Consider the following 17138-nt stretch of genomic DNA (forward strand, 5'->3'; position numbering starts at 1 on the left):
AGAAAAGGTAAGATTGTTCACGTCGGGGGCTTAGTTTTTGTTGGTGTGAGAGCTTACATTTTCTAAGATCCTCGACTCCTTTTCCAGCCGGTCAGATTTTTTCTACACCCTTAAATGCGAAGAGCCGCTTTGACATCCGCTGGGCTTTCAGGCTGAAATTGAGCCTTTTCCATATTCGCCCATGGTAAAAAGAAATCAAATCTATTTTTAAGCTGGGTTATCTGTATATCTAGAGTATCTGCTGTTCTAGTATCTATAGCGACTAGCTGAGTATCGTTTACAGCAATTATAAAACGCGGCTGGTGTTTTTTCGCTGATTCCGAATGTTTCATTTCGTCAATAGTTGAAAGCAGTTTATCGCTAACTGTCGACTTATAATAAACCTGCTTTTTCCATAGTACTTCACCTTCTTTTTTAGCGAGATTGTAGCTTCCTCTTCCGACCATCTTGAGTCGTGTGATCGAGGCTTTAGGTTTTCCGTAGCATTCCAAAAGACTGAAGATAAATTCAACCTTGTCGATAGTGTCCCCGAGGGCTTTGATTTTTTCTTCTACCTGTGAAATGTTCAATTTATTGCCTCAAGAGTTCTGATTTATCTGCTGCTTAATACATTGCCCTAGCCGAAACGGCGGGGTGATTGTGGCAGATGAATGCTTCTGCCTATTACCTAAAAAGGCTGCTCATGGGATCGTATCAGGATTGATGGCTTAAAGTGATGGCGGATGGCCGGTTGCTGTGGAGTCCGCTACTGAGCATCAGTGCAATATGTTGTGTTCTGATTGACCACTGACCGTACGTGTTAGGCTGCGCCTCAGCGGCTGTCTTGAACCAAGCCCCGGCCAAGAGCGCGCCGGGTCTTGGCCCTTCGGGCTTCCCTCCTCACGCCTTCGCCCGTAAACGGGCTGCGCGCTCCGCTTGCCTCCGGTCGCGGGCGACCTGCGCACCGTCCTGCAGGACGGTTTGCCCGCCCATCCGCGAGTTACCAGGTGGCCCGCCGTCATCGTTTGGTAGCGCACGCCCCGATGTTCTATCCGCCGCCGTGCCTTGCCTGCAAGGTGCTTTCGCGGCATATCCTCGGGCGGTGAAACTGCCCTGTGGTATTCCACGACACCATGCACGCGGCCCGTCTCTGGATAGAACGGGCTTACCGCGACCATCCGAAGCCGACGAGCAGATCCACCACCGACAGCGCGCTCCAGGGCGAAGGGGTTTCGAGGCTCGCTGCGCGAGCGCTGTCAAAAGCGTTTATTTCCCGCTCTAACGCTCAGCACTCGGAGCAGATACCGATTTGCGACCGCTCTTATGTCTTCACTTTCCAAAGCTGATCCCAGTCGGTCATATAGCTCGGGCTTAGCAGCTCCCGGCGCATCCCCCAGTCAGGGGCCATGGGCACCGCCGCTGTGCGCAAACACTCCCTGCCCCACCGTCGGTTAACCTTATCCATCACACGCATGAGTGCGTCAGATTTAACAGGCTGGCTTTCAGTGAACAGATCCGCTGTGAACTCACCACGTTGACGAAGATCCATCAACATCACCTCCGCTTTGCTATAGGCATAGCCCGGTCTGTAAATGGATTCCAACCCGCGCAAGGCGTGTTTGGTCAGTAAGCGCACATCATCGGTTGGGTATTCAGGGGTACATGTCACGCCGTTAGCGTACTTTGGCCCGTCACCATGGAATGACGTTTGTATGCCAATACGAAACGAACCGCAGAGTGATCGCTGCGCCCGAAGCTTTTCGGATGCTCGATGCATGTAGCTGGCTAATGCCTGCCGCAGACCTTCCAACGAGTAAACCCGCTGGCCGAACATCTTGCTTGAGCATATGGATTGCTTCGACGGAACGACTTGTTCCAGATCCATACAGGACTCGCCGCGCAGCTCGCGAATCGTCCGTTCGAGCACGACAGAGTATTTGCGGCCCATGGATTTAGGTTCTGCTAATGAGAGATCCCACGCAGTAGAAATGCCATCCAGTTCAAGGTTGGCTTTCATCCGGCGACCAATCCCCCAAACTTCTTCGACCGGCATGCGCCGAAGAAGCCATTCAACGGCCTCCGGCTTGCGTAGATCCACAACCCCGCCCGTTTTCTCTTTCCAGACCTTTGACGCGTGTTGTGCTGCTTTTGCCAGGGTCTTTGTGTGACCGATGCCAACACCGACAGGAAGAGCCGCCCATTGGAGGACGCGCGCCTGAATGGCTCGGCCCACGTCGATCAGCGGTTCAGGAAGCCCGTCGAGCTGCACGAAACTTTCATCGATGTAAAGGAAAGATGTCAACCCATGGACATCGATTTTGATGAATATTTGTGAGGGTTTAAATTAGGTATCCGATGTCCATAGACACACGCATTTTTCACAAAAATGGATCACGTGGTGTCCATGGCAAATACGCGAATTTTGCGGCGACGAAAGCTAGCGTGATCAAGATGAGCCCGATCCAACAGTCCGAGGCTCATCCAACCTGGTTGTATAACTGGGGCTGTTAAGCTATCTCCTCATTCCCCATTCAGGTGATACAGGGACGCTGGCAGTCCGCAACGTACTCGCCCCCCTTTGGCATTCATCTCATCCAAAACATTCATCACTCGCCCGCTTGCCTCTGGCTGTGATGGGGCGAAAAGGTCGCCGGTGAATCATTTGTACTTTTTTGATGTGAAGGGCGACTTGGGAGAGGTGAAGGCCTGAGTCAGATCGGGTGATTTCGAGCCGGAATACGCCTGACTGGCACAGGTCTCCCAATACAACGTTGAGGCTGAGCTTTGCTCATATGATGGCAAGGTAGACCATGAGCAAGGCTCCTAGGACGGCGGTGAGCACATTTGCTGTAGGGCCAGAGTTGATGCTGTACCCCTCTGGGATTTCTACTGGCTTCAGAGATTTGACCACGCGTTTGTACTGCCAGGATGACCAGCATGCAACCCATGAGCCCAGCATGAGAAAAGCCAGTCCGATCCAGAAGGAAAAATGTCTTTCTGGGCTGCCCAACGCGCCTGGTTTTATCAACTGAAAAAGTAATCCGGATCGCTCAATCACGAAGCCAAATGCCATAAGCGAAAGACTGGTTCGGTTCCAGGCCAGCAAGGTTCTCTCAGCGGCAAAAAACACTCGTGGATCGTTCAGGTCAGACATTAAATTATCCTTGTTTAAACGATTGTTGATTCGGCTCCAGTCAGGTAGCAAACCTACTCTGCGATTGTTAACTTGATTAAGTAAGATACGTAGACGGTAGATGTTTTTTCTTACTTAGGTGCCCGATGTAGTGGTCTAATAAAAATTGAACTGCTCTAGTACCCGATTCAAGGATCGGATGTTGTAGGTTTAACAGAAATACCGCTCACACAGGATTGGCATATTCTAGTTTTTTTGCGTTCCTGAGTTAATCATTTGCTGTCTCTATGATTCGACGTAGAGTAAACGCACCGCGCAGTTCTCCTAGAGCAAAGCCGCGGGCTTTATCCTGCGGGTACCGTTGATCTATTACCGCAGTCAGTTCTGGTTTTATCTCCTTACCATGGCATCCTAAACACGCTTCACCTGTAGAGATAGCCTTCATCATTCGGAATTCACCCTTTACGATTTCCGAATACGTTAAACCAGATAATGCTTCACCTGCCGCAGCGCGCTTAACAAATTGCTCAAGAATCTGCTTTTCCCAAGCATCTGGTACGTTATCCGGATTTCGAACCTTTAATGCTGTCCGGCCCACAACCCACGGTGTTTGACTGTGCTGATCAGCAATTTGCGGTGCGAGCAACTGGCAAGCCTCAACGGCGTTAACTGGTCCACCTGTTTGCATGGCTGATTTCACGGTGTCCATAAGATGCTGCTGGAAGGGGGGAATAAGAGTGGCCCCTTCAGCAGTCATCTTTTCGAGGTCGTCAGCATAGGCTGCAACACTCAATGCTCCGCTCAGAAAAATCATTACCATCCGCATATCAATCTCCTCGTACTTTTGTCGATCGAACTGTTGGGGTTAACAAACATGGCCTTGGCGGGGTGTTGAACCACGATCTAAAACGTGCATCTGCCCTTGTCAGGTGGCGACGGCATTGGTGCATGCCAATTGTTTAAGTGAGTCAATTAACGACAGCAGTTCAGAGCACGTTAAGAGGGATTTTCAGGTAGCAAGTGCCATTTCCTTCAGCTGGAGGCAATTGACCGGCCCGCATGTTCACTTGCACGGATGGCAGGATAAGTGTCGGCATACCTAAGGTGGCATCCCGCGCCTGGCGCATAGCAACGAAATCTGCTTCGCTGGTGCCCTGATGCACATGGACGTTATGAGCCCGTTGCTCAGCAATGGTTGTTTCATTGCGGTAGACATCTCGACCCGGGGCCTTGTAGTCGTGGCACATAAACAAACGGGTATCGTCGGGCAACTCGAACAACTTTTGAATGGACTGGAAGAGTTTTCGCGCATCGCCACCGGGAAAGTCGCATCGGGCAGTGCCGTAATCAGGCATGAACAGCGTATCACCGACAAAACCAGCATCACCGATTAGATAGGTCATGCAGGCCGGCGTGTGTCCCGGTGTGTGGATGGCGTGAGCTTCGATTCCTCCGATCAAAAAGCACTCACCGTCTTTCAGCAGCCGGTCGAATTGACGACCATCAGTGGCAAACTCGCTGCCAACGTTGAACAACTTCCCAAAAGTGTACTGAACCGACGTGATCTGATCGCCGATGACCAGTTGGCCGCCCAACTGGCGCTTTAGATACTGAGCTGCGGAAAGATGGTCGGCATGTACATGGGTTTCTAATAACCACTCCACCGTAAGGGTTTGCTCACGCACGTAGGCAATTAAACGTTCCGCGCTTTTGCAAGAGGTGTGACCTGATGCAGGATCGTAATCGAGCACCGAGTCGATAATGGCGCAGTGCCCTGTAGTCGGGTCACTGACAACATAGCTGTAGGTATACGTAGCGGAATCAAAAAAAGCTTCTACATGTGGTTTCATGATGGAGTTCTCTTTTCGATATACGAAGTGGAGTGCTGATCTACCAACGGGCTTTGGTAAGGAACCGTGATCAGAGCTGCGTACCTAAACCACCACGGGCACCTTCAGGCACCCGCTAGTGTGCAAACGGCTGTCGCTCAGCAACGGTTACAGGTTTTGATGCCTAGCAACGTATAGACAGGGCAGAAACGGAAAATGCCAGTGGCCAGCGGCACTAAACCTATCCAACCCCACACGCCGATCACACCGGACAGACTGAGGCCAATGAGAAGCAGACCGGCGACAATGCGCAGGCTACGGTCAATGGTTCCAATGTTCGCTTTCATGGCGATCTCCCGATCAATGGCTGCGCCGGGTCTCCAGCGCAGTAAACAACAACATGCCGGCCAGCATGGCCAACATGAATACGATCACTTGCCAGCGTCCTGTCAGCAGAATTGCCACTGCGGGGCCAGGACAGATGCCCGCTATTCCCCAGCCGATGCCAAACAACAGGCTCCCGCCAATCAAGCGCGGGTCCAACTCACGTTTGATCGGTAGCTGCATTGGCCTTCCCAGCAGCGAACTGGATTGTTGGCGCGCCCAGGTTAGCGGGCCAACGGCTATGCCAATGGCCCCGACCATGACCAACGCCAAGGAAGGGTCCCAAGCACCGGTTAAATCCAGGAAAGCGAGCACTTTGCTTGGGTTGGCCATGCCTGCCAGAAGCAGACCCAAGCCGAACAGCAGACCAGCAATGAATGCGGTCAGTTTGATCATGTCCAACCCCCCAGAAGATGACGCAGGACAAACACTGTGGCGAAACCGCTGAACATGAAACACGCAGTGGCGACCATCGATCTCGGCGAAAGGCGCGAGATGCCACACACCCCATGGCCACTGGTGCAACCTGAACCGTATCGTGTGCCGATGCCCACCAATACACCGGCGACGATCAGTCCGAACCAGCCACTTTGGAACTCAATCTGCGGCAGTGTGGCGAACAAGCCCCATAGAAGTGGTGCGATGAGCAAACCCAAGAGAAAAAGAGCTTTCTCACTCACCCCCTCGCTGCCACGCTGTAAAAGACTGCCCATCAAACCGCTGATGCCTGCGATACGCCCGTTGGCGACAACGAATAGACTGGCAGCCAGGCCAATCAATGCGCCGCCTGCAAGGGATGACCAGGGAGTGAAGTTGAGCCAGTCGACATTCATGAAGCTTCTCCGGCGCAAAATTGTTGGTACAGGGTTTGGATGACTGCCAATGCTGGGGGACTGCTGATGCGATAGAACACCTGCTTTCCGTCACGGCGGGTCTCCACCAGTCCTTCGCGGCGAAGCACCGCCAGCTGTTGAGAGAGAGTCGGTTGCTGTATCCCCAGCAGTGACTCCAGATCGCTGACATTGCGCTCACCTTGGGATAATTGGCACAGCAGCATCAAGCGATCCGGGTTGGCCAAAGCCTTTAGGAACTGGCTGGCAGCATCGGCATTTGCGCGAAGCTGCTGGATGTCTAATTCGGGCATATGAGCGCTCACTAGCCTCTCAATATATTAATATACATTATATACTATTATTAATTGATCGACTGCACTGATTCAAAGCCGGATCACGTGACGTACTAGCCGGGCCTTGCGGCCTCATTTTTTAATGCGGATGCCCGTTGCATTACCGCCGCCCTAACACACCAGAGTATTTCCGGATACCTATACAGCAGCTCAGTTTATTGCTTGTGCTTGAGCCCTTAATTTCTCAGTGCTGACTCTGACAAAGATAGAGTCGCCGGTTACGGTCAAAACATCACCTGCCCAAACCTCGCAAATAACCCGTGACTTGCGTCCGACCTCTCCTTCAACCCATGCTTTTAAGATGAGTTCACCCCCCATTGGCGTGGGCTTATGAAAGCTGAGGTTCAATTGCCCAGTAACGCAATCGATGCGGGGCGCTGTTCCAGGTTCTCTCCCTTCTGCACGATAGTGATAGGCCATCGCGGTCCAGTTCGAGTGGCAGTCCACCAACATTGCAATGAAACCACCGTAAACCAACTCTGGCCATCCGGTAAACTCGGGGGATGGAGTGTGTTTGCACACAATATGAATACCGTCGGCATCCCAGTGACTTTTTATCTGGAGACCGCTTGGATGCGCGCTTCCGCACCCGAAACAGATGCCGTCCGGGGCGGCCCGATCTTGTAATGGAAGAGCTTGGATGTTCATTATTTGTCCTTTCATTGATTGGCTGTCGGGGAAACATTGAAGAGAAGAGCTGATGTTGACACGACAGTCCCCGCACCATGATTGCAGCACCCTTGTACCGTGCATCCATATGCTCGTACGCGCTAGAACGTCACCGACTCCAATGCCAATCGGACGCCCTAATCCACAATGCTTTACCTGTCCGCTGCAAGTTTTCAAGCCCCTGTCGAAGCGGGTTCAGTGGAAGCATGCAGATCGCCTTTTAGTACCAGCGCTTCGGAGTCTATGACTCGTAATTGGACTGGGATGCCTTGGGCCACGCTCTGTGTAACGGTGCAAAAGCTTTCGAATTGGCTAAGGATGCGCGGTAAGTGCTCCAGCTTGGCAGCTGATTTGCCTAACTGCAGTTCGATGTCTATATGGAGTACCCGTAGGCGATTTTCAGCATTGCGTCCGACCTCAGCACTGGCCTTGCAAGAAAGCGGTTCGGCGTCCTGCTTGTACTTACGCAGCGCGAACAGCAGACTATTAGTCAAGCAGTTGGCTACCGCACCGAGCAGCAGCTCTACCGGGCTGGGGCCAACAGCCTCACCCAGTGGTGGTGGCTCATCCACGGTCAGAGTCGGCGCACCTTCTTCGAAATGCAGCGTGCAGCGATAGTCATGTTGTTGCTCCAAACGCAAATTCACACGAGTGCTGTCGTTCATGAGTCCAATCCTTCGTTCATTTGACGGTAGGTTCAATCCAGCTCCGCAGGAGCGGACCAGGAAGTGGATCTGTGGGGCGGCCGAGATAAATACCAGCAGAAGAACCATTGCAGCCGGATCTGGCAGTCATGGATTAGCTGAAGGCTTTCAGGACAGCCGTCAACAGGCGGGTAAGTCCTCCGCCCACTTGATCTACTGAATAGCTTTTACCAGCAAGGCCACTGCAACCACTGCAGATACAATGGCAAACCCTTTTTGTAAGTTTGGCCCCGACAGCTTGGCAGCGACAAAGCGCCCGCAGATCATGCCGGCTAATGCCCCAATGGAAAATGGAATGGCAACTGCCCACTGTAAGTGCCCAGCTGCCGAGCTCGCAGCAACGCCGGAAATTGAAACCAGCGCAATAACGGCTAGAGACGTGGCAAGCACTGACTGTGCTGTCAAATTGGTGTATCGCTGGAGCGCCGGCACCATCACAAAGCCACCGCCCACGCCGAGCAAGCCAGAAAGCCCACCCGCGACAATGCCAGAAGCAGTGAGCGCCCATGCACACGGAGCAGTCCAGTTTAGCTTTCCTCGATTGGCGTCCAATAGGCAAGGCGGTGGTTTGGATATAACTGGTGTCTTCGACTCCGTGGAGGGAGTGAGCGATCGTTGATAGACCCGGAACGCAACGTACATCAGCACGAAGGCAAACATGATCGTCAACGGACGGTTAGGCGTGCGTTGCGCCAGCCAAAGGCCAAGGGGAGAACAGACGATCCCCGCTCCAGCAATTAAAAGCGCCGCTTTATAGCGGACGGTGCCGTTTTTGAGTCCTATCACGGCACCCAGGGTCGAGGCTAAACCGACAGCCAGTAAACCGATTGGCCCAGCCTCGGCCATGCTCAATCCCACTCCAAACACCAGCAAGGGAACAGCCAGTATTCCTCCGCCGGCGCCGGTCAGAGCCAGAATGACTCCAACAGTAAGCCCGAGCAGTAAGACGATGATCATCTCAGTCTCCTTGCTTTCAGGTCTGATTTCATAGGTCAGCCAACTCGGGTTTCGCCATCCACTCACGGCCCTTGAGCATTCCCTTCCAGTACAGCGGTGGAAGAATTCGCTCCTTGAGCAGCCATGCCAGCCTCGATGGCCGGGTACCCTCAATCAGCCAGGATGGGAAGCTGGGGGCGACCTTGCCACCATAGGTGAACTCCGCCAGTACGATCTTGCCGCGTTCAACCGTCAGCGGGCAGGAGCCGTAACCGTCGTAATGGGCACTGCCTTTTGCTTTACCCATGGCAGCCAACACATTATGGGCAACAACGGGAGCCTGCTTGCGTGCAGCCGCCGCGGTTTTGGCGTTGCTGGAGTTGGCGGCGTCTCCCAGCGCGTGAATATTTACCCAGGTTTTATGGCGCAGAGTGGCAGGGTCGACATCGATCCAGCCGGCCGCATCGACGAGAGGGCTGACTCGGACAAAATCCGGCGCAATCTGCGGTGGTACAACATGAAGTAGATCGAAGTCTCGAGTAACAAGATGGGCGCTGCCATCCGGACTAACGCAGTTGAATGTTGCAGTCCGTGCGGGTCCATTCACGCTGGTGAGTGTGTTGCCGAAGTTCAGGTCGATACCATAGGCCTTGATGTATTCCATCAGTGCGGGCACATAGTCGGGAACTCCGAACAGCACCGCGCCGGCGCTGCAAAACTCGATCTTGACGTTGTCCAATACACCGGTACGTTTCCAATGATCGGCAGAAAGGTACATTGCTTTTTGCGGCGCCCCGGCACATTTGATCGGCATGGGTGGTTGCGTGAAAATGGCTCGCCCACCACGCAGTTGCTGCACCAGTTCCCACGTATAAGGGGCAAGGTGATACAGGTAATTTGAAGTCACGCCGTTGCGACCCAGGGTGTCCGACAAACCCTCGATTGCATGCCAATTGAGCTTCAGGCCAGGGCACACGATCAGTTGCTCGTATTTGACGACTCTGCATCCATCAAGAATGACGGCATTTCTCTCGGGTTCGAAAGCGGCGACCGCCGACTTGATCCAGTGCACACCGCGGGGGATGGTCGTGCCCATCGTGTGGGCAGTTTGGGGCGCATCGAAGACACCACAGCCGACAAGTGTCCAGCCTGGCTGGTAGTAGTGCACATCTGCCGGGTCGATGATGGCAACGTCGAGTCCAGGATCTCGCGCCAGTAAACTGGATGCAGTCGCAATACCTGCCGCACCGCCCCCGATGATGACCACGGTATGCTGCGCCTCAGCCACTTCGACCGGCGTGCGCCCCTGATTCGCAATCCGGCGAATGACGCCTTTCATATCGAACCCGGCTTTTTTGGCCGTCTCGACGATGTATGGCAGGGGTTGTTGGCCCGCTTGTGACAGTGCCCACATCGTTGTCGAGCGCATGCCGGAACGGCAATAGGCCAACACCGGTTTTGGAAGAGTTTCAAGGAGCTTGCCGAAGGCAATACCTTGCTCGTCGGTCACTTTGCCTGATTCAGCGGGAAGGTAGTGCGCCTCAATACCGTTCGCTTGGGCCGTACGTTTGATTTCGGCAAACAAGGGTTGATCGCCGCCTTCGCCATCAGGACGGTTACACACAATGGCGCGAAAACCGTTTTCTTTTAGTTCAGCCAATTGGTTGGGAAAAATCTGTTCTGATACCGACAGTCCAGGCGCAAGGCAGCGAATGTCCATAAGGGTCTCCGTTATGGGTATTTTTCTTATAGGTTTTTTGGGGGAGGCAACGTCAGGCGACGTTGAGCGGGATTTTCAGGTAGCGCGTCCCGTTCGATTCGGGCTCAGGTAAGTGCCCTGCCCGCATGTTGACCTGAACGGATGGCAGGATCAGTGTCGGCATGTCCATCGATGCATCACGCTTGGTGCGCATCGCCACGAACTCCTCCTCGCTGATGCCATTACGCACATGAACGTTGTGCGCGCGTTGGTCTGCAACGGTACTGACGAACTGCACCTCGCGGCCACCAGGCTGGTAGTCGTGGCACATGTACAGCAAGGTATTGGCCGGCAGACTTAGCACCTTGTTGATTGACTGGAACAACGTACGCGCATTGCCTCCGGGAAAGTCACAGCGTGCAGTACCGTAGTCCGGCATAAACAAGGTATCGCCGACGAACGCAGCCGTTTCGGTCCCATCGCTGATCACATAAGTCATACAGGCTGGTGTATGGCCCGGTGTATGGAGCGCGTGGCATTGCAGCGTGCCAATGGCAAACGGCTCGTCATTAACGAACAGGTGATCGAACTGGCTTCCATCGCGGGCCATATCGCCAGCTGTATTGAACAGAGTGCCAAACACCTCCTGCACCGTCGAAATCTGACTGCCGATCCCTATTTTTCCACCGAGCTTTTCCTTCAGGTAGGGCGCGGCCGTCAGGTGGTCTGCGTGGACGTGGGTCTCAAGAATCCAGTCGACCCTCGCATTGAGTTCGTTCACCCTCGCAATCAACTTGTCGGCAGACGTTGTGGCGGTGTGGCCGGATTTGGGGTCGTAGTCAAGTACGCTGTCCACTAAGGCGCAGTGGTTGGTCGCTTCATCCAGCACGAGGTAGCTGACAGTATTGGTAGCAGAATCGAAGAATCCTTCGACGTGAAGTTTTACGCTCATGACCTGTCTCCTTAGGGGGCTTTTAGCGAGCCGCTCACACTAAGGACTGACATAGCAATAAGTTTGCCAGGCCAAAATCGTACAGAAATATAATCTTATCTACTTGATTTCATTAAGTTTAATTATTTGTTTGAGGTTGGCTTTTTTCTACGTCGACCCAAATCCACTGCCATTGGCAGTGCCTGTTGACAGAGGTGGCAGTGCCACAACAGGATGGAGGAATTCTCGGGAGCCACCATGAAGACCATCCTGCCCACCTCTGACAACTCACTCCCACACCCGGATCAAGTGCAGTCACTTGTTTCGTTTCTTGAACACGAACCCCAGCCGATGATCGTGCTCGATCCGGAGTACAACATCCTGGCTGCCAACACTGCCTATCAGCGGCAGTTCGGCAGCGCTGAAAAACCCTTTATCGGTCATAAGTGTTATCAAATCTCACACCATTACGATGTCCCTTGTGATCAGGCGGGTGAGAATTGTCCGATGAAAAAGGCGCAGGAAATGCGCGGGCCTGATCGTGTTTTGCACATTCACCACACGCCACGGGGACCTGAGCATGTCGACGTCGAATTGCGCCCGATTCTAGATGAGCACGGTGTTATTACCGCCTATGTGGAGCGTCTCACACTGGTCCGCAGCGCGTCAGCGCGACCCAGCAACGAAGGGCTGGTTGGCTGTTCACCCGCCTTTAACCTCGCCCTGTCTGAGCTGCAGCGGGTCGCACCATCAATGCTCCCGGTACTGCTGTTAGGCGAGTCCGGCACGGGCAAAGAGTTGTTCGCCCGCGCGGTACATGAAACCAGCGAGCGGGCCACTGGACCCTTTGTAGTCGTAGATTGCTCAGGATTGACCGAAACGTTGTTTGAGAGCGAGCTGTTCGGCCATGAAAAAGGAGCATTCACCGGTGCCACCACGCGCAAGCCTGGTTTGGTCGAAACAGCCCAGGGCGGCACGTTGTTTCTTGATGAGATTGGCGATGTTCCGCTGGCAATGCAGGTAAAACTGTTGCGCCTGATCGAATCGGGCACCTATCGCCGTGTCGGCAGTGTCGAGACCCTTCACGCCAACTTCAGGTTAATTGCTGCGACCCACAAACCATTGGAAAAAATGATGGAGAAAGGAGAGTTCAGACAGGACCTGTACTACCGCATCAGCGCCTTTCCAATTCAGTTACCACCCTTGCGTAACCGAGTTGAAGACATTGGTTTGCTTGTGAATTCATTTCTACAACGTGCCGGTACAGGCAAGCGCCGGCTGACAATAGATGCGGATGCACTGACACAATTGCAGCGGTTTTCCTGGCCCGGCAATATCCGTGAATTACGCAATGTTCTGGAAAGAGCCAGTCTGTTCGCTGACGATGGAGTGATCCGCTCCATACATTTACCCCAGGCCTCCGTCGTGATGTCTCAGTCCTCGACTTCCACCCCTTTCGACGGCGGCACGCTGGTACAGGCACTCGCTACTTTTAAAGGTACCCGCAGTGAGCTGGCCAAGCACATGGGTATTAGCGAACGTACTTTGTACAGACGACTGAAAGAGCAAGGTTTGGCCTAGTAGCTAGTGCTCACGCCGCACGACTGCCAATGACTGCCACTCTGGCAGATTGGCAGCGTATTAACCTGCCAAGACATCCACTGCCTTGGCAGTTTTATCATTAAGTAACTGTTATTAAACGATAAAAATAAAAACTCCCCCCTTGGCATGCCGTGTGCAAACTGCATAGTCATGACCATTTCCGACAAACGACTGCGACGCCATCTGCTCTCAGCAGTAGTGATCAAGCTACTGGTGCTGACAGTGCTGTGGTGGCTGTTCATCCGGGATTCGCACGTCAGCGTCGACCCGAACACCATCGGCGCCAGGTTCGGTGTACCCACCTCGACTCAAGGGGCAAGCAAGTGATTTCAGAACAACTGGTGGATTTGTCTCGGCTGCAGTTTGCAGCCACTGCGCTTTACCACTTTCTTTTTGGGGACGATAGAGAATTCGGAAAAAATCGTACGCTAAGCTTCGCGAGTTCTTGTAACCAATTCATTGTTTTTTCAATGGATGAAAGAAAATGGCGAAAGCTATTTGACAAACAAATCGGGATCTTATAACTTACCTACCAAGTAGTCGGTAGATGAAATAAAGCCATGAAACTCAATTCAGATCTTTCGCAGCGTGTTGTCGTCGAGCCTTCAAGCTTACAGTGGGTCGATTCGCCAGCGACCGGGATTCAACGCCAGTTACTGGAGCGTGATGGCGACGAAGTGGCGCGTGCCACCTCGATCGTGCGATACGCGCCGGGCTCCGCTTTTGAAAATCATAAGCACGACTTGGGCGAGGAGATTCTGGTCCTGGACGGCGAATTCAGCGACGAATCCGGGACCTTCGGGCCTGGGACTTACATCAAGAATCCACCAGGTTCTTCGCATGCACCGAGCTCCGCGACGGGTTGCACGTTGTTCGTCAAGCTGCGCCATCTTGATCTAGCCGACAGCCAACGCACCGTGGTCGACACCCGTAACGGCCCCTGGTTTCCAGGCCTCGTGCCGGGTCTGTCGGTGATGCCACTTTCTGAGTTCGACACACAACATACGGCTTTGGTGCGCTGGGCCCCGGGGACACGATTCAATTCGCATCGTCACTACGGCGGTGAAGAAATCTATGTGTTGGAAGGCGTCTTTGAGGATGAGTTCGGAAGCTACCCTACCGGCACATGGATGCGCAGTCCGCATTTGAGTGCTCACCGTCCCTTCAGCAATACAGGCTGCACCATCCTGGTCAAGACAGGCCACCTGCCAGTCGCCGAATCAAATGAGGCGCTTGCATGAAGCATTTCTCCGAAATCTCGCCGACCGCCGAGCGGGTGGTCGATGCCGCTGAAGGGTTGGTACAGCAGCACGGCTACAACGGCTTCTCATACGACGACGTGGCCCAGTTGGTAGGCATCAAAAAACCAAGTATCCACCACCACTTTCCCAAGAAGGGTGAACTCGTGGCCGTGGTCGCACAGCGCTACACGCACCGGTTTCGTGAGGAGTTGCTGAGCATCGAAGGGCAGCATGCGAAAGCGCCTGACAGGCTAACTGCGTATGCGGCACTTTTCGAACGCACCTTCGCCAAGGACCGGCGCCTTTGTGTCTGCGGCATGTTGGGTGCCGAGTCGGACTCGCTGCCGGACGCCGTTGTGAGCGAGGTCGAGCGATTCTTTAAAGTCAATCTCGACTGGTTGACTCTTGTCGTTGCCGATGGTCAGCGTGCCGCGCTGATCACCTCGAATTCCACCCCAGAGGCTCTCGCAGAGGCATTCTTGTGCGCGTTGGAAGGCTCGATGATGGTGGGCCGTGGCATGCGGTCGTCACGCGGACCGGCCGAAGTTGGAAACACTTTTCTTTCCACCGTGTTGACCTGAGGTCGGCACTTTTTTTGCAACACAACCCTACCATTTAGTTGGTAGTTAAGGAGATTATTATGAGTACTGAATTTAATGGCAAGAAGTTGTTGGTCATCGGCGGCACTAGCGGGATGGGACTGCAAACTGCCCGCATGGTTCTTGAGCAAGGCGGAAGCGTCGTCATCGTCGGTCACCGTGAAGACAAGGCCGAAGAGGCCCGCAAGGCGCTGTCGTCGTTGGGCACCGTGACCGCCCTGACTGCCGATCTCTCGCGAGCCGAAGATGTGAAGCGACTCCTGCATACCATCGATGAACACCACAAGGACATCAATCTTCTGGTCAACGCGGCTGGGGTGTTCTTCCCGAAGGCGTTTCTTGAGCACACGGAAAGTGATTACGAACAATATTTGACGTTGAATAAAGCGTTCTTCTTCATCACACAAAAAGTCGTGGCCAATCTCGTGGCCAGCGAGCGTCCCGGCGCCATTGTGAACATCGGCTCGATGTGGGGCAAGCAGGCGATTGCGGCTACGCCGTCGTCCGCGTATTCGATGGCAAAAGCAGGTTTGCATTCGCTGACCCAGCACCTTGCGATGGAGCTGGCATCCAAACAAATCAGGGTCAATGCCGTTTCTCCGGCGGTTGTCGAAACGCCGATTTACGAGGGATTCATACCCAAGGCCGAGGTTCATGGCGCCTTACAGGGATTCAACAGCTTCCACCCAATCGGCAGGGTTGGGACGCCACAAGACGTCGCCGAGGTCATCCTCTTCCTGTTGTCGGACAAGGCAGCATGGGTGACGGGCGCAATCTGGGACGTTGACGGCGGCGTGATGGCCGGGCGTAACACATAATGGGGGAACGAGAAATGAACACAAACATTAAAGGAACTCCCGGCAACGGGATCAACGTCGGCGCATTGCGTGAGTTTGCAGATCAGGTCGCAGCAAAGCCCGCCGCAGGCATCGCGACGTTCGGCGTCGTGACAACCTGGGAGGGTGGCACCCGGACGCGTGCGCGAACCATGCCGCTCGTACTAGGTGACACGGCCTTGGCGCGCGGCTTTGTCATCGACGCGGACGAACCGGCAGAATTGCTCGGTACCGACACGGCCGCTAATCCACAAGAATTGATCCTGGCTGCGTTGAACGCATGCATGACTGCAACCTACGCGGCAAATGCGGCGGCAATGAACATCGAGTTGCAATCGCTGACTATCCGCACGAAGGGAAGCCTCGATCTGAGAGGTTTTCTTGGAATCGATCCTGGGATCAATCCAGGGTACGACCAGGTCGAGTATGAGGTCGAAATGGAGTCGTCGGCGGATTCGGCGGCGCTGAAAGCATTGCACGCGCAGGTGCAGCGAACATCGCCGAATTACCACAACTTCGCGAGAGCCATTGATCTCAAGGCCAAGCTGACCATTCTCCAATGATCGAGTCAGTGTTTCCCGTGGTTGGCTGACGGGAGGCCAAACCAGATGCGCTATGACGGAAGGTTCAACCTTCCGTCATCACGTTCTCTGGAATACGCAGTGTCAATTTGAGGTACACCCTAACCGGATGTCAGGCAGGGTCGCGCCGCTTAGTCAGAATAGAGTCCGTTTCCGCATTTTGTGACACATGCCCGCGAAGGTTATAGATTTCAGCCTGACAGAAACTGGCTTTGAGGCGCAACGGAACAGAAAGTGCACTTAAGCCGCCTTCAACCAAGGAGACATCGTGCAGGGGCACCGCATCGGCTACGTTCGGGTCAGCAGCTTCGAGCAGAACCCTGAACGCCAACTGGAACAGACCGAGGTGAGCAAGGTGTTCACCGACAAGGCCTCCGGCAAGGACACTCAGCGCCCCCAGCTCGAAGCGCTGCTGAGCTTCGTCCGTGAGGGTGACACCGTGGTGGTGCACAGCATGGATCGCCTGGCCCGAAACCTCGATGACCTGCGCCGGCTGGTGCAAAACCTGACCCAACGCGGCGTGCGCATCGAGTTCCTGAAGGAGGGGCTGGTCTTCACGGGCGAGGATTCGCCCATGGCCAACCTGATGCTGTCGGTGATGGGGGCCTTCGCCGAGTTCGAGCGCGCCCTGATCCGTGAGCGGCAGCGCGAGGGTATCGCCCTGGCCAAACAGCGCGGTGCGTACCGGGGCCGCAAGAAGGCCCTGTCCGACGAGCAGGCTGCTACCCTGCGGCAGCGAGCGGCTACGGGGGAACCAAAGGCGCAGCTCGCCCGCGAGTTCAACATCAGCCGGGAAACCCTCTACCAGTACCTCCGCACGGACGACTGA

The 17138-nt window shown here is 54.3% G+C and carries 21 protein-coding genes; 7 read left to right on the plus strand and 14 right to left on the minus strand.

Annotation, left to right across the window (positions count from 1 at the left end):
- Window positions 1-110 precede the first annotated feature (110 nt).
- From BLL38_RS23960 to BLL38_RS24030, 14 genes are all read right to left on the minus strand, one after another.
- Window positions 111-569: a type IIL restriction-modification enzyme MmeI gene (locus tag BLL38_RS23960; protein WP_076964600.1), complete on the minus strand. Its 459-nt coding sequence runs from the start codon at window positions 567-569 to the stop codon at window positions 111-113.
- 731 nt (window positions 570-1300) lie between these two features.
- The gene (locus BLL38_RS23965; protein ID WP_051903209.1) at window positions 1301-2248 is read right to left on the minus strand and encodes a Y-family DNA polymerase; all 948 of its coding nucleotides are present in this window, start codon (window positions 2246-2248) and stop codon (window positions 1301-1303) included.
- A gap of 519 nt (window positions 2249-2767) precedes the next feature.
- Window positions 2768-3133: a YidH family protein gene (locus tag BLL38_RS23975; protein ID WP_038445880.1), complete on the minus strand. Its 366-nt coding sequence runs from the start codon at window positions 3131-3133 to the stop codon at window positions 2768-2770.
- 247 nt (window positions 3134-3380) lie between these two features.
- The gene (locus tag BLL38_RS23980) at window positions 3381-3938 is read right to left on the minus strand and encodes a Tll0287-like domain-containing protein (protein ID WP_038445878.1); all 558 of its coding nucleotides are present in this window, start codon (window positions 3936-3938) and stop codon (window positions 3381-3383) included.
- A 160-nt stretch (window positions 3939-4098) separates the two neighbouring features.
- Window positions 4099-4962 carry an MBL fold metallo-hydrolase gene (locus BLL38_RS23985; RefSeq protein ID WP_038445876.1) on the minus strand — a complete coding sequence of 288 codons (864 nt, stop codon included), beginning with the start codon at window positions 4960-4962 and terminating at the stop codon, window positions 4099-4101.
- A gap of 137 nt (window positions 4963-5099) precedes the next feature.
- Window positions 5100-5288, minus strand: coding sequence for a YgaP family membrane protein (locus tag BLL38_RS23990; protein ID WP_047229595.1), 189 nt, complete (start codon window positions 5286-5288; stop codon window positions 5100-5102).
- Window positions 5289-5301: 13 nt separating this feature from the next.
- Entirely contained in the window at window positions 5302-5721 is a 420-nt protein-coding gene (locus tag BLL38_RS23995) for a DUF6691 family protein (RefSeq protein WP_038445874.1), read from the minus strand.
- Window positions 5718-6158 carry a YeeE/YedE family protein gene (locus tag BLL38_RS24000; protein WP_038445873.1) on the minus strand — a complete coding sequence of 147 codons (441 nt, stop codon included), beginning with the start codon at window positions 6156-6158 and terminating at the stop codon, window positions 5718-5720. Before BLL38_RS24000 ends, BLL38_RS23995 begins: the two co-directional genes overlap by 4 nt.
- Window positions 6155-6469 (minus strand): ArsR/SmtB family transcription factor, encoded by a 315-nt coding sequence (locus BLL38_RS24005; RefSeq protein ID WP_038445870.1) that lies wholly within the window; start codon window positions 6467-6469, stop codon window positions 6155-6157. The genes BLL38_RS24000 and BLL38_RS24005 overlap by 4 nt, the downstream gene beginning before the upstream one ends.
- 192 nt (window positions 6470-6661) lie before the next feature.
- Window positions 6662-7159, minus strand: coding sequence for a PaaI family thioesterase (locus tag BLL38_RS24010; RefSeq protein ID WP_076964601.1), 498 nt, complete (start codon window positions 7157-7159; stop codon window positions 6662-6664).
- Between the two features lie 194 nt (window positions 7160-7353).
- Window positions 7354-7845: an OsmC family protein gene (locus tag BLL38_RS24015; protein WP_038445868.1), complete on the minus strand. Its 492-nt coding sequence runs from the start codon at window positions 7843-7845 to the stop codon at window positions 7354-7356.
- Between the two features lie 192 nt (window positions 7846-8037).
- The gene (locus tag BLL38_RS24020; protein ID WP_038445865.1) at window positions 8038-8841 is read right to left on the minus strand and encodes a sulfite exporter TauE/SafE family protein; all 804 of its coding nucleotides are present in this window, start codon (window positions 8839-8841) and stop codon (window positions 8038-8040) included.
- 28 nt (window positions 8842-8869) lie between these two features.
- On the minus strand, window positions 8870-10540 hold the full coding sequence (locus tag BLL38_RS24025) for a bifunctional protein tyrosine phosphatase family protein/NAD(P)/FAD-dependent oxidoreductase (protein ID WP_038445863.1): 1671 nt from the start codon (window positions 10538-10540) through the stop codon (window positions 8870-8872).
- 52 nt (window positions 10541-10592) lie between these two features.
- Window positions 10593-11471 (minus strand): MBL fold metallo-hydrolase, encoded by an 879-nt coding sequence (locus tag BLL38_RS24030; RefSeq protein WP_038445862.1) that lies wholly within the window; start codon window positions 11469-11471, stop codon window positions 10593-10595.
- Between the two features lie 237 nt (window positions 11472-11708).
- On the opposite strand from BLL38_RS24030, the gene BLL38_RS24035 reads away from it, so the two are divergent.
- The 7 genes from BLL38_RS24035 (at window position 11709) to BLL38_RS24060 (ending at window position 17138) form a co-directional block, all read left to right on the plus strand.
- Window positions 11709-13031, plus strand: a complete 1323-nt coding sequence (locus BLL38_RS24035) for a sigma-54 interaction domain-containing protein (protein WP_038445861.1) — start codon at window positions 11709-11711, stop codon at window positions 13029-13031.
- Window positions 13032-13202: 171 nt separating this feature from the next.
- The gene (cydP, locus tag BLL38_RS31155; protein ID WP_047229596.1) at window positions 13203-13379 is read left to right on the plus strand and encodes a cytochrome oxidase putative small subunit CydP; all 177 of its coding nucleotides are present in this window, start codon (window positions 13203-13205) and stop codon (window positions 13377-13379) included.
- Window positions 13380-13612: 233 nt separating this feature from the next.
- Entirely contained in the window at window positions 13613-14293 is a 681-nt protein-coding gene (locus BLL38_RS24040) for a cupin domain-containing protein (protein ID WP_004574802.1), read from the plus strand.
- Window positions 14290-14874 carry a TetR/AcrR family transcriptional regulator gene (locus tag BLL38_RS24045; protein WP_004574803.1) on the plus strand — a complete coding sequence of 195 codons (585 nt, stop codon included), beginning with the start codon at window positions 14290-14292 and terminating at the stop codon, window positions 14872-14874. Before BLL38_RS24040 ends, BLL38_RS24045 begins: the two co-directional genes overlap by 4 nt.
- A 59-nt stretch (window positions 14875-14933) precedes the next feature.
- Window positions 14934-15710: an SDR family NAD(P)-dependent oxidoreductase gene (locus BLL38_RS24050; protein ID WP_004574804.1), complete on the plus strand. Its 777-nt coding sequence runs from the start codon at window positions 14934-14936 to the stop codon at window positions 15708-15710.
- A 14-nt stretch (window positions 15711-15724) separates the two neighbouring features.
- Window positions 15725-16291: an OsmC family protein gene (locus BLL38_RS24055; protein ID WP_004574805.1), complete on the plus strand. Its 567-nt coding sequence runs from the start codon at window positions 15725-15727 to the stop codon at window positions 16289-16291.
- A 286-nt stretch (window positions 16292-16577) separates the two neighbouring features.
- Window positions 16578-17138 carry a recombinase family protein gene (locus BLL38_RS24060; RefSeq protein ID WP_003282175.1) on the plus strand — a complete coding sequence of 187 codons (561 nt, stop codon included), beginning with the start codon at window positions 16578-16580 and terminating at the stop codon, window positions 17136-17138.

The organism is Pseudomonas gessardii (assembly GCF_001983165.1).
In the GTDB taxonomy this organism is placed as follows: Bacteria; Pseudomonadota; Gammaproteobacteria; order Pseudomonadales; family Pseudomonadaceae; genus Aquipseudomonas; species Aquipseudomonas gessardii.

Excerpts from the sequence above, each read along its gene's own strand:
- BLL38_RS23975 (WP_038445880.1), bottom strand. The coding sequence starts at position 3,133 with ATGTCTGACCTGAACGATCCACGAGTGTTTTTTGCCGCTGAGAGAACC.
- BLL38_RS23980 (WP_038445878.1), bottom strand. The coding sequence starts at position 3,938 with ATGCGGATGGTAATGATTTTTCTGAGCGGAGCATTGAGTGTTGCAGCC.
- BLL38_RS23985 (WP_038445876.1), bottom strand. The coding sequence starts at position 4,962 with ATGAAACCACATGTAGAAGCTTTTTTTGATTCCGCTACGTATACCTAC.
- BLL38_RS23990 (WP_047229595.1), bottom strand. The coding sequence starts at position 5,288 with ATGAAAGCGAACATTGGAACCATTGACCGTAGCCTGCGCATTGTCGCC.
- BLL38_RS23995 (WP_038445874.1), bottom strand. The coding sequence starts at position 5,721 with ATGATCAAACTGACCGCATTCATTGCTGGTCTGCTGTTCGGCTTGGGT.
- BLL38_RS24000 (WP_038445873.1), bottom strand. The coding sequence starts at position 6,158 with ATGAATGTCGACTGGCTCAACTTCACTCCCTGGTCATCCCTTGCAGGC.
- BLL38_RS24005 (WP_038445870.1), bottom strand. The coding sequence starts at position 6,469 with ATGCCCGAATTAGACATCCAGCAGCTTCGCGCAAATGCCGATGCTGCC.
- BLL38_RS24010 (WP_076964601.1), bottom strand. The coding sequence starts at position 7,159 with ATGAACATCCAAGCTCTTCCATTACAAGATCGGGCCGCCCCGGACGGC.
- BLL38_RS24015 (WP_038445868.1), bottom strand. The coding sequence starts at position 7,845 with ATGAACGACAGCACTCGTGTGAATTTGCGTTTGGAGCAACAACATGAC.
- BLL38_RS24020 (WP_038445865.1), bottom strand. The coding sequence starts at position 8,841 with ATGATCATCGTCTTACTGCTCGGGCTTACTGTTGGAGTCATTCTGGCT.
- BLL38_RS24025 (WP_038445863.1), bottom strand. The coding sequence starts at position 10,540 with ATGGACATTCGCTGCCTTGCGCCTGGACTGTCGGTATCAGAACAGATT.
- BLL38_RS24030 (WP_038445862.1), bottom strand. The coding sequence starts at position 11,471 with ATGAGCGTAAAACTTCACGTCGAAGGATTCTTCGATTCTGCTACCAAT.
- BLL38_RS24035 (WP_038445861.1), top strand. The coding sequence starts at position 11,709 with ATGAAGACCATCCTGCCCACCTCTGACAACTCACTCCCACACCCGGAT.
- cydP (WP_047229596.1), top strand. The coding sequence starts at position 13,203 with ATGACCATTTCCGACAAACGACTGCGACGCCATCTGCTCTCAGCAGTA.
- BLL38_RS24040 (WP_004574802.1), top strand. The coding sequence starts at position 13,613 with ATGAAACTCAATTCAGATCTTTCGCAGCGTGTTGTCGTCGAGCCTTCA.
- BLL38_RS24045 (WP_004574803.1), top strand. The coding sequence starts at position 14,290 with ATGAAGCATTTCTCCGAAATCTCGCCGACCGCCGAGCGGGTGGTCGAT.
- BLL38_RS24050 (WP_004574804.1), top strand. The coding sequence starts at position 14,934 with ATGAGTACTGAATTTAATGGCAAGAAGTTGTTGGTCATCGGCGGCACT.
- BLL38_RS24055 (WP_004574805.1), top strand. The coding sequence starts at position 15,725 with ATGAACACAAACATTAAAGGAACTCCCGGCAACGGGATCAACGTCGGC.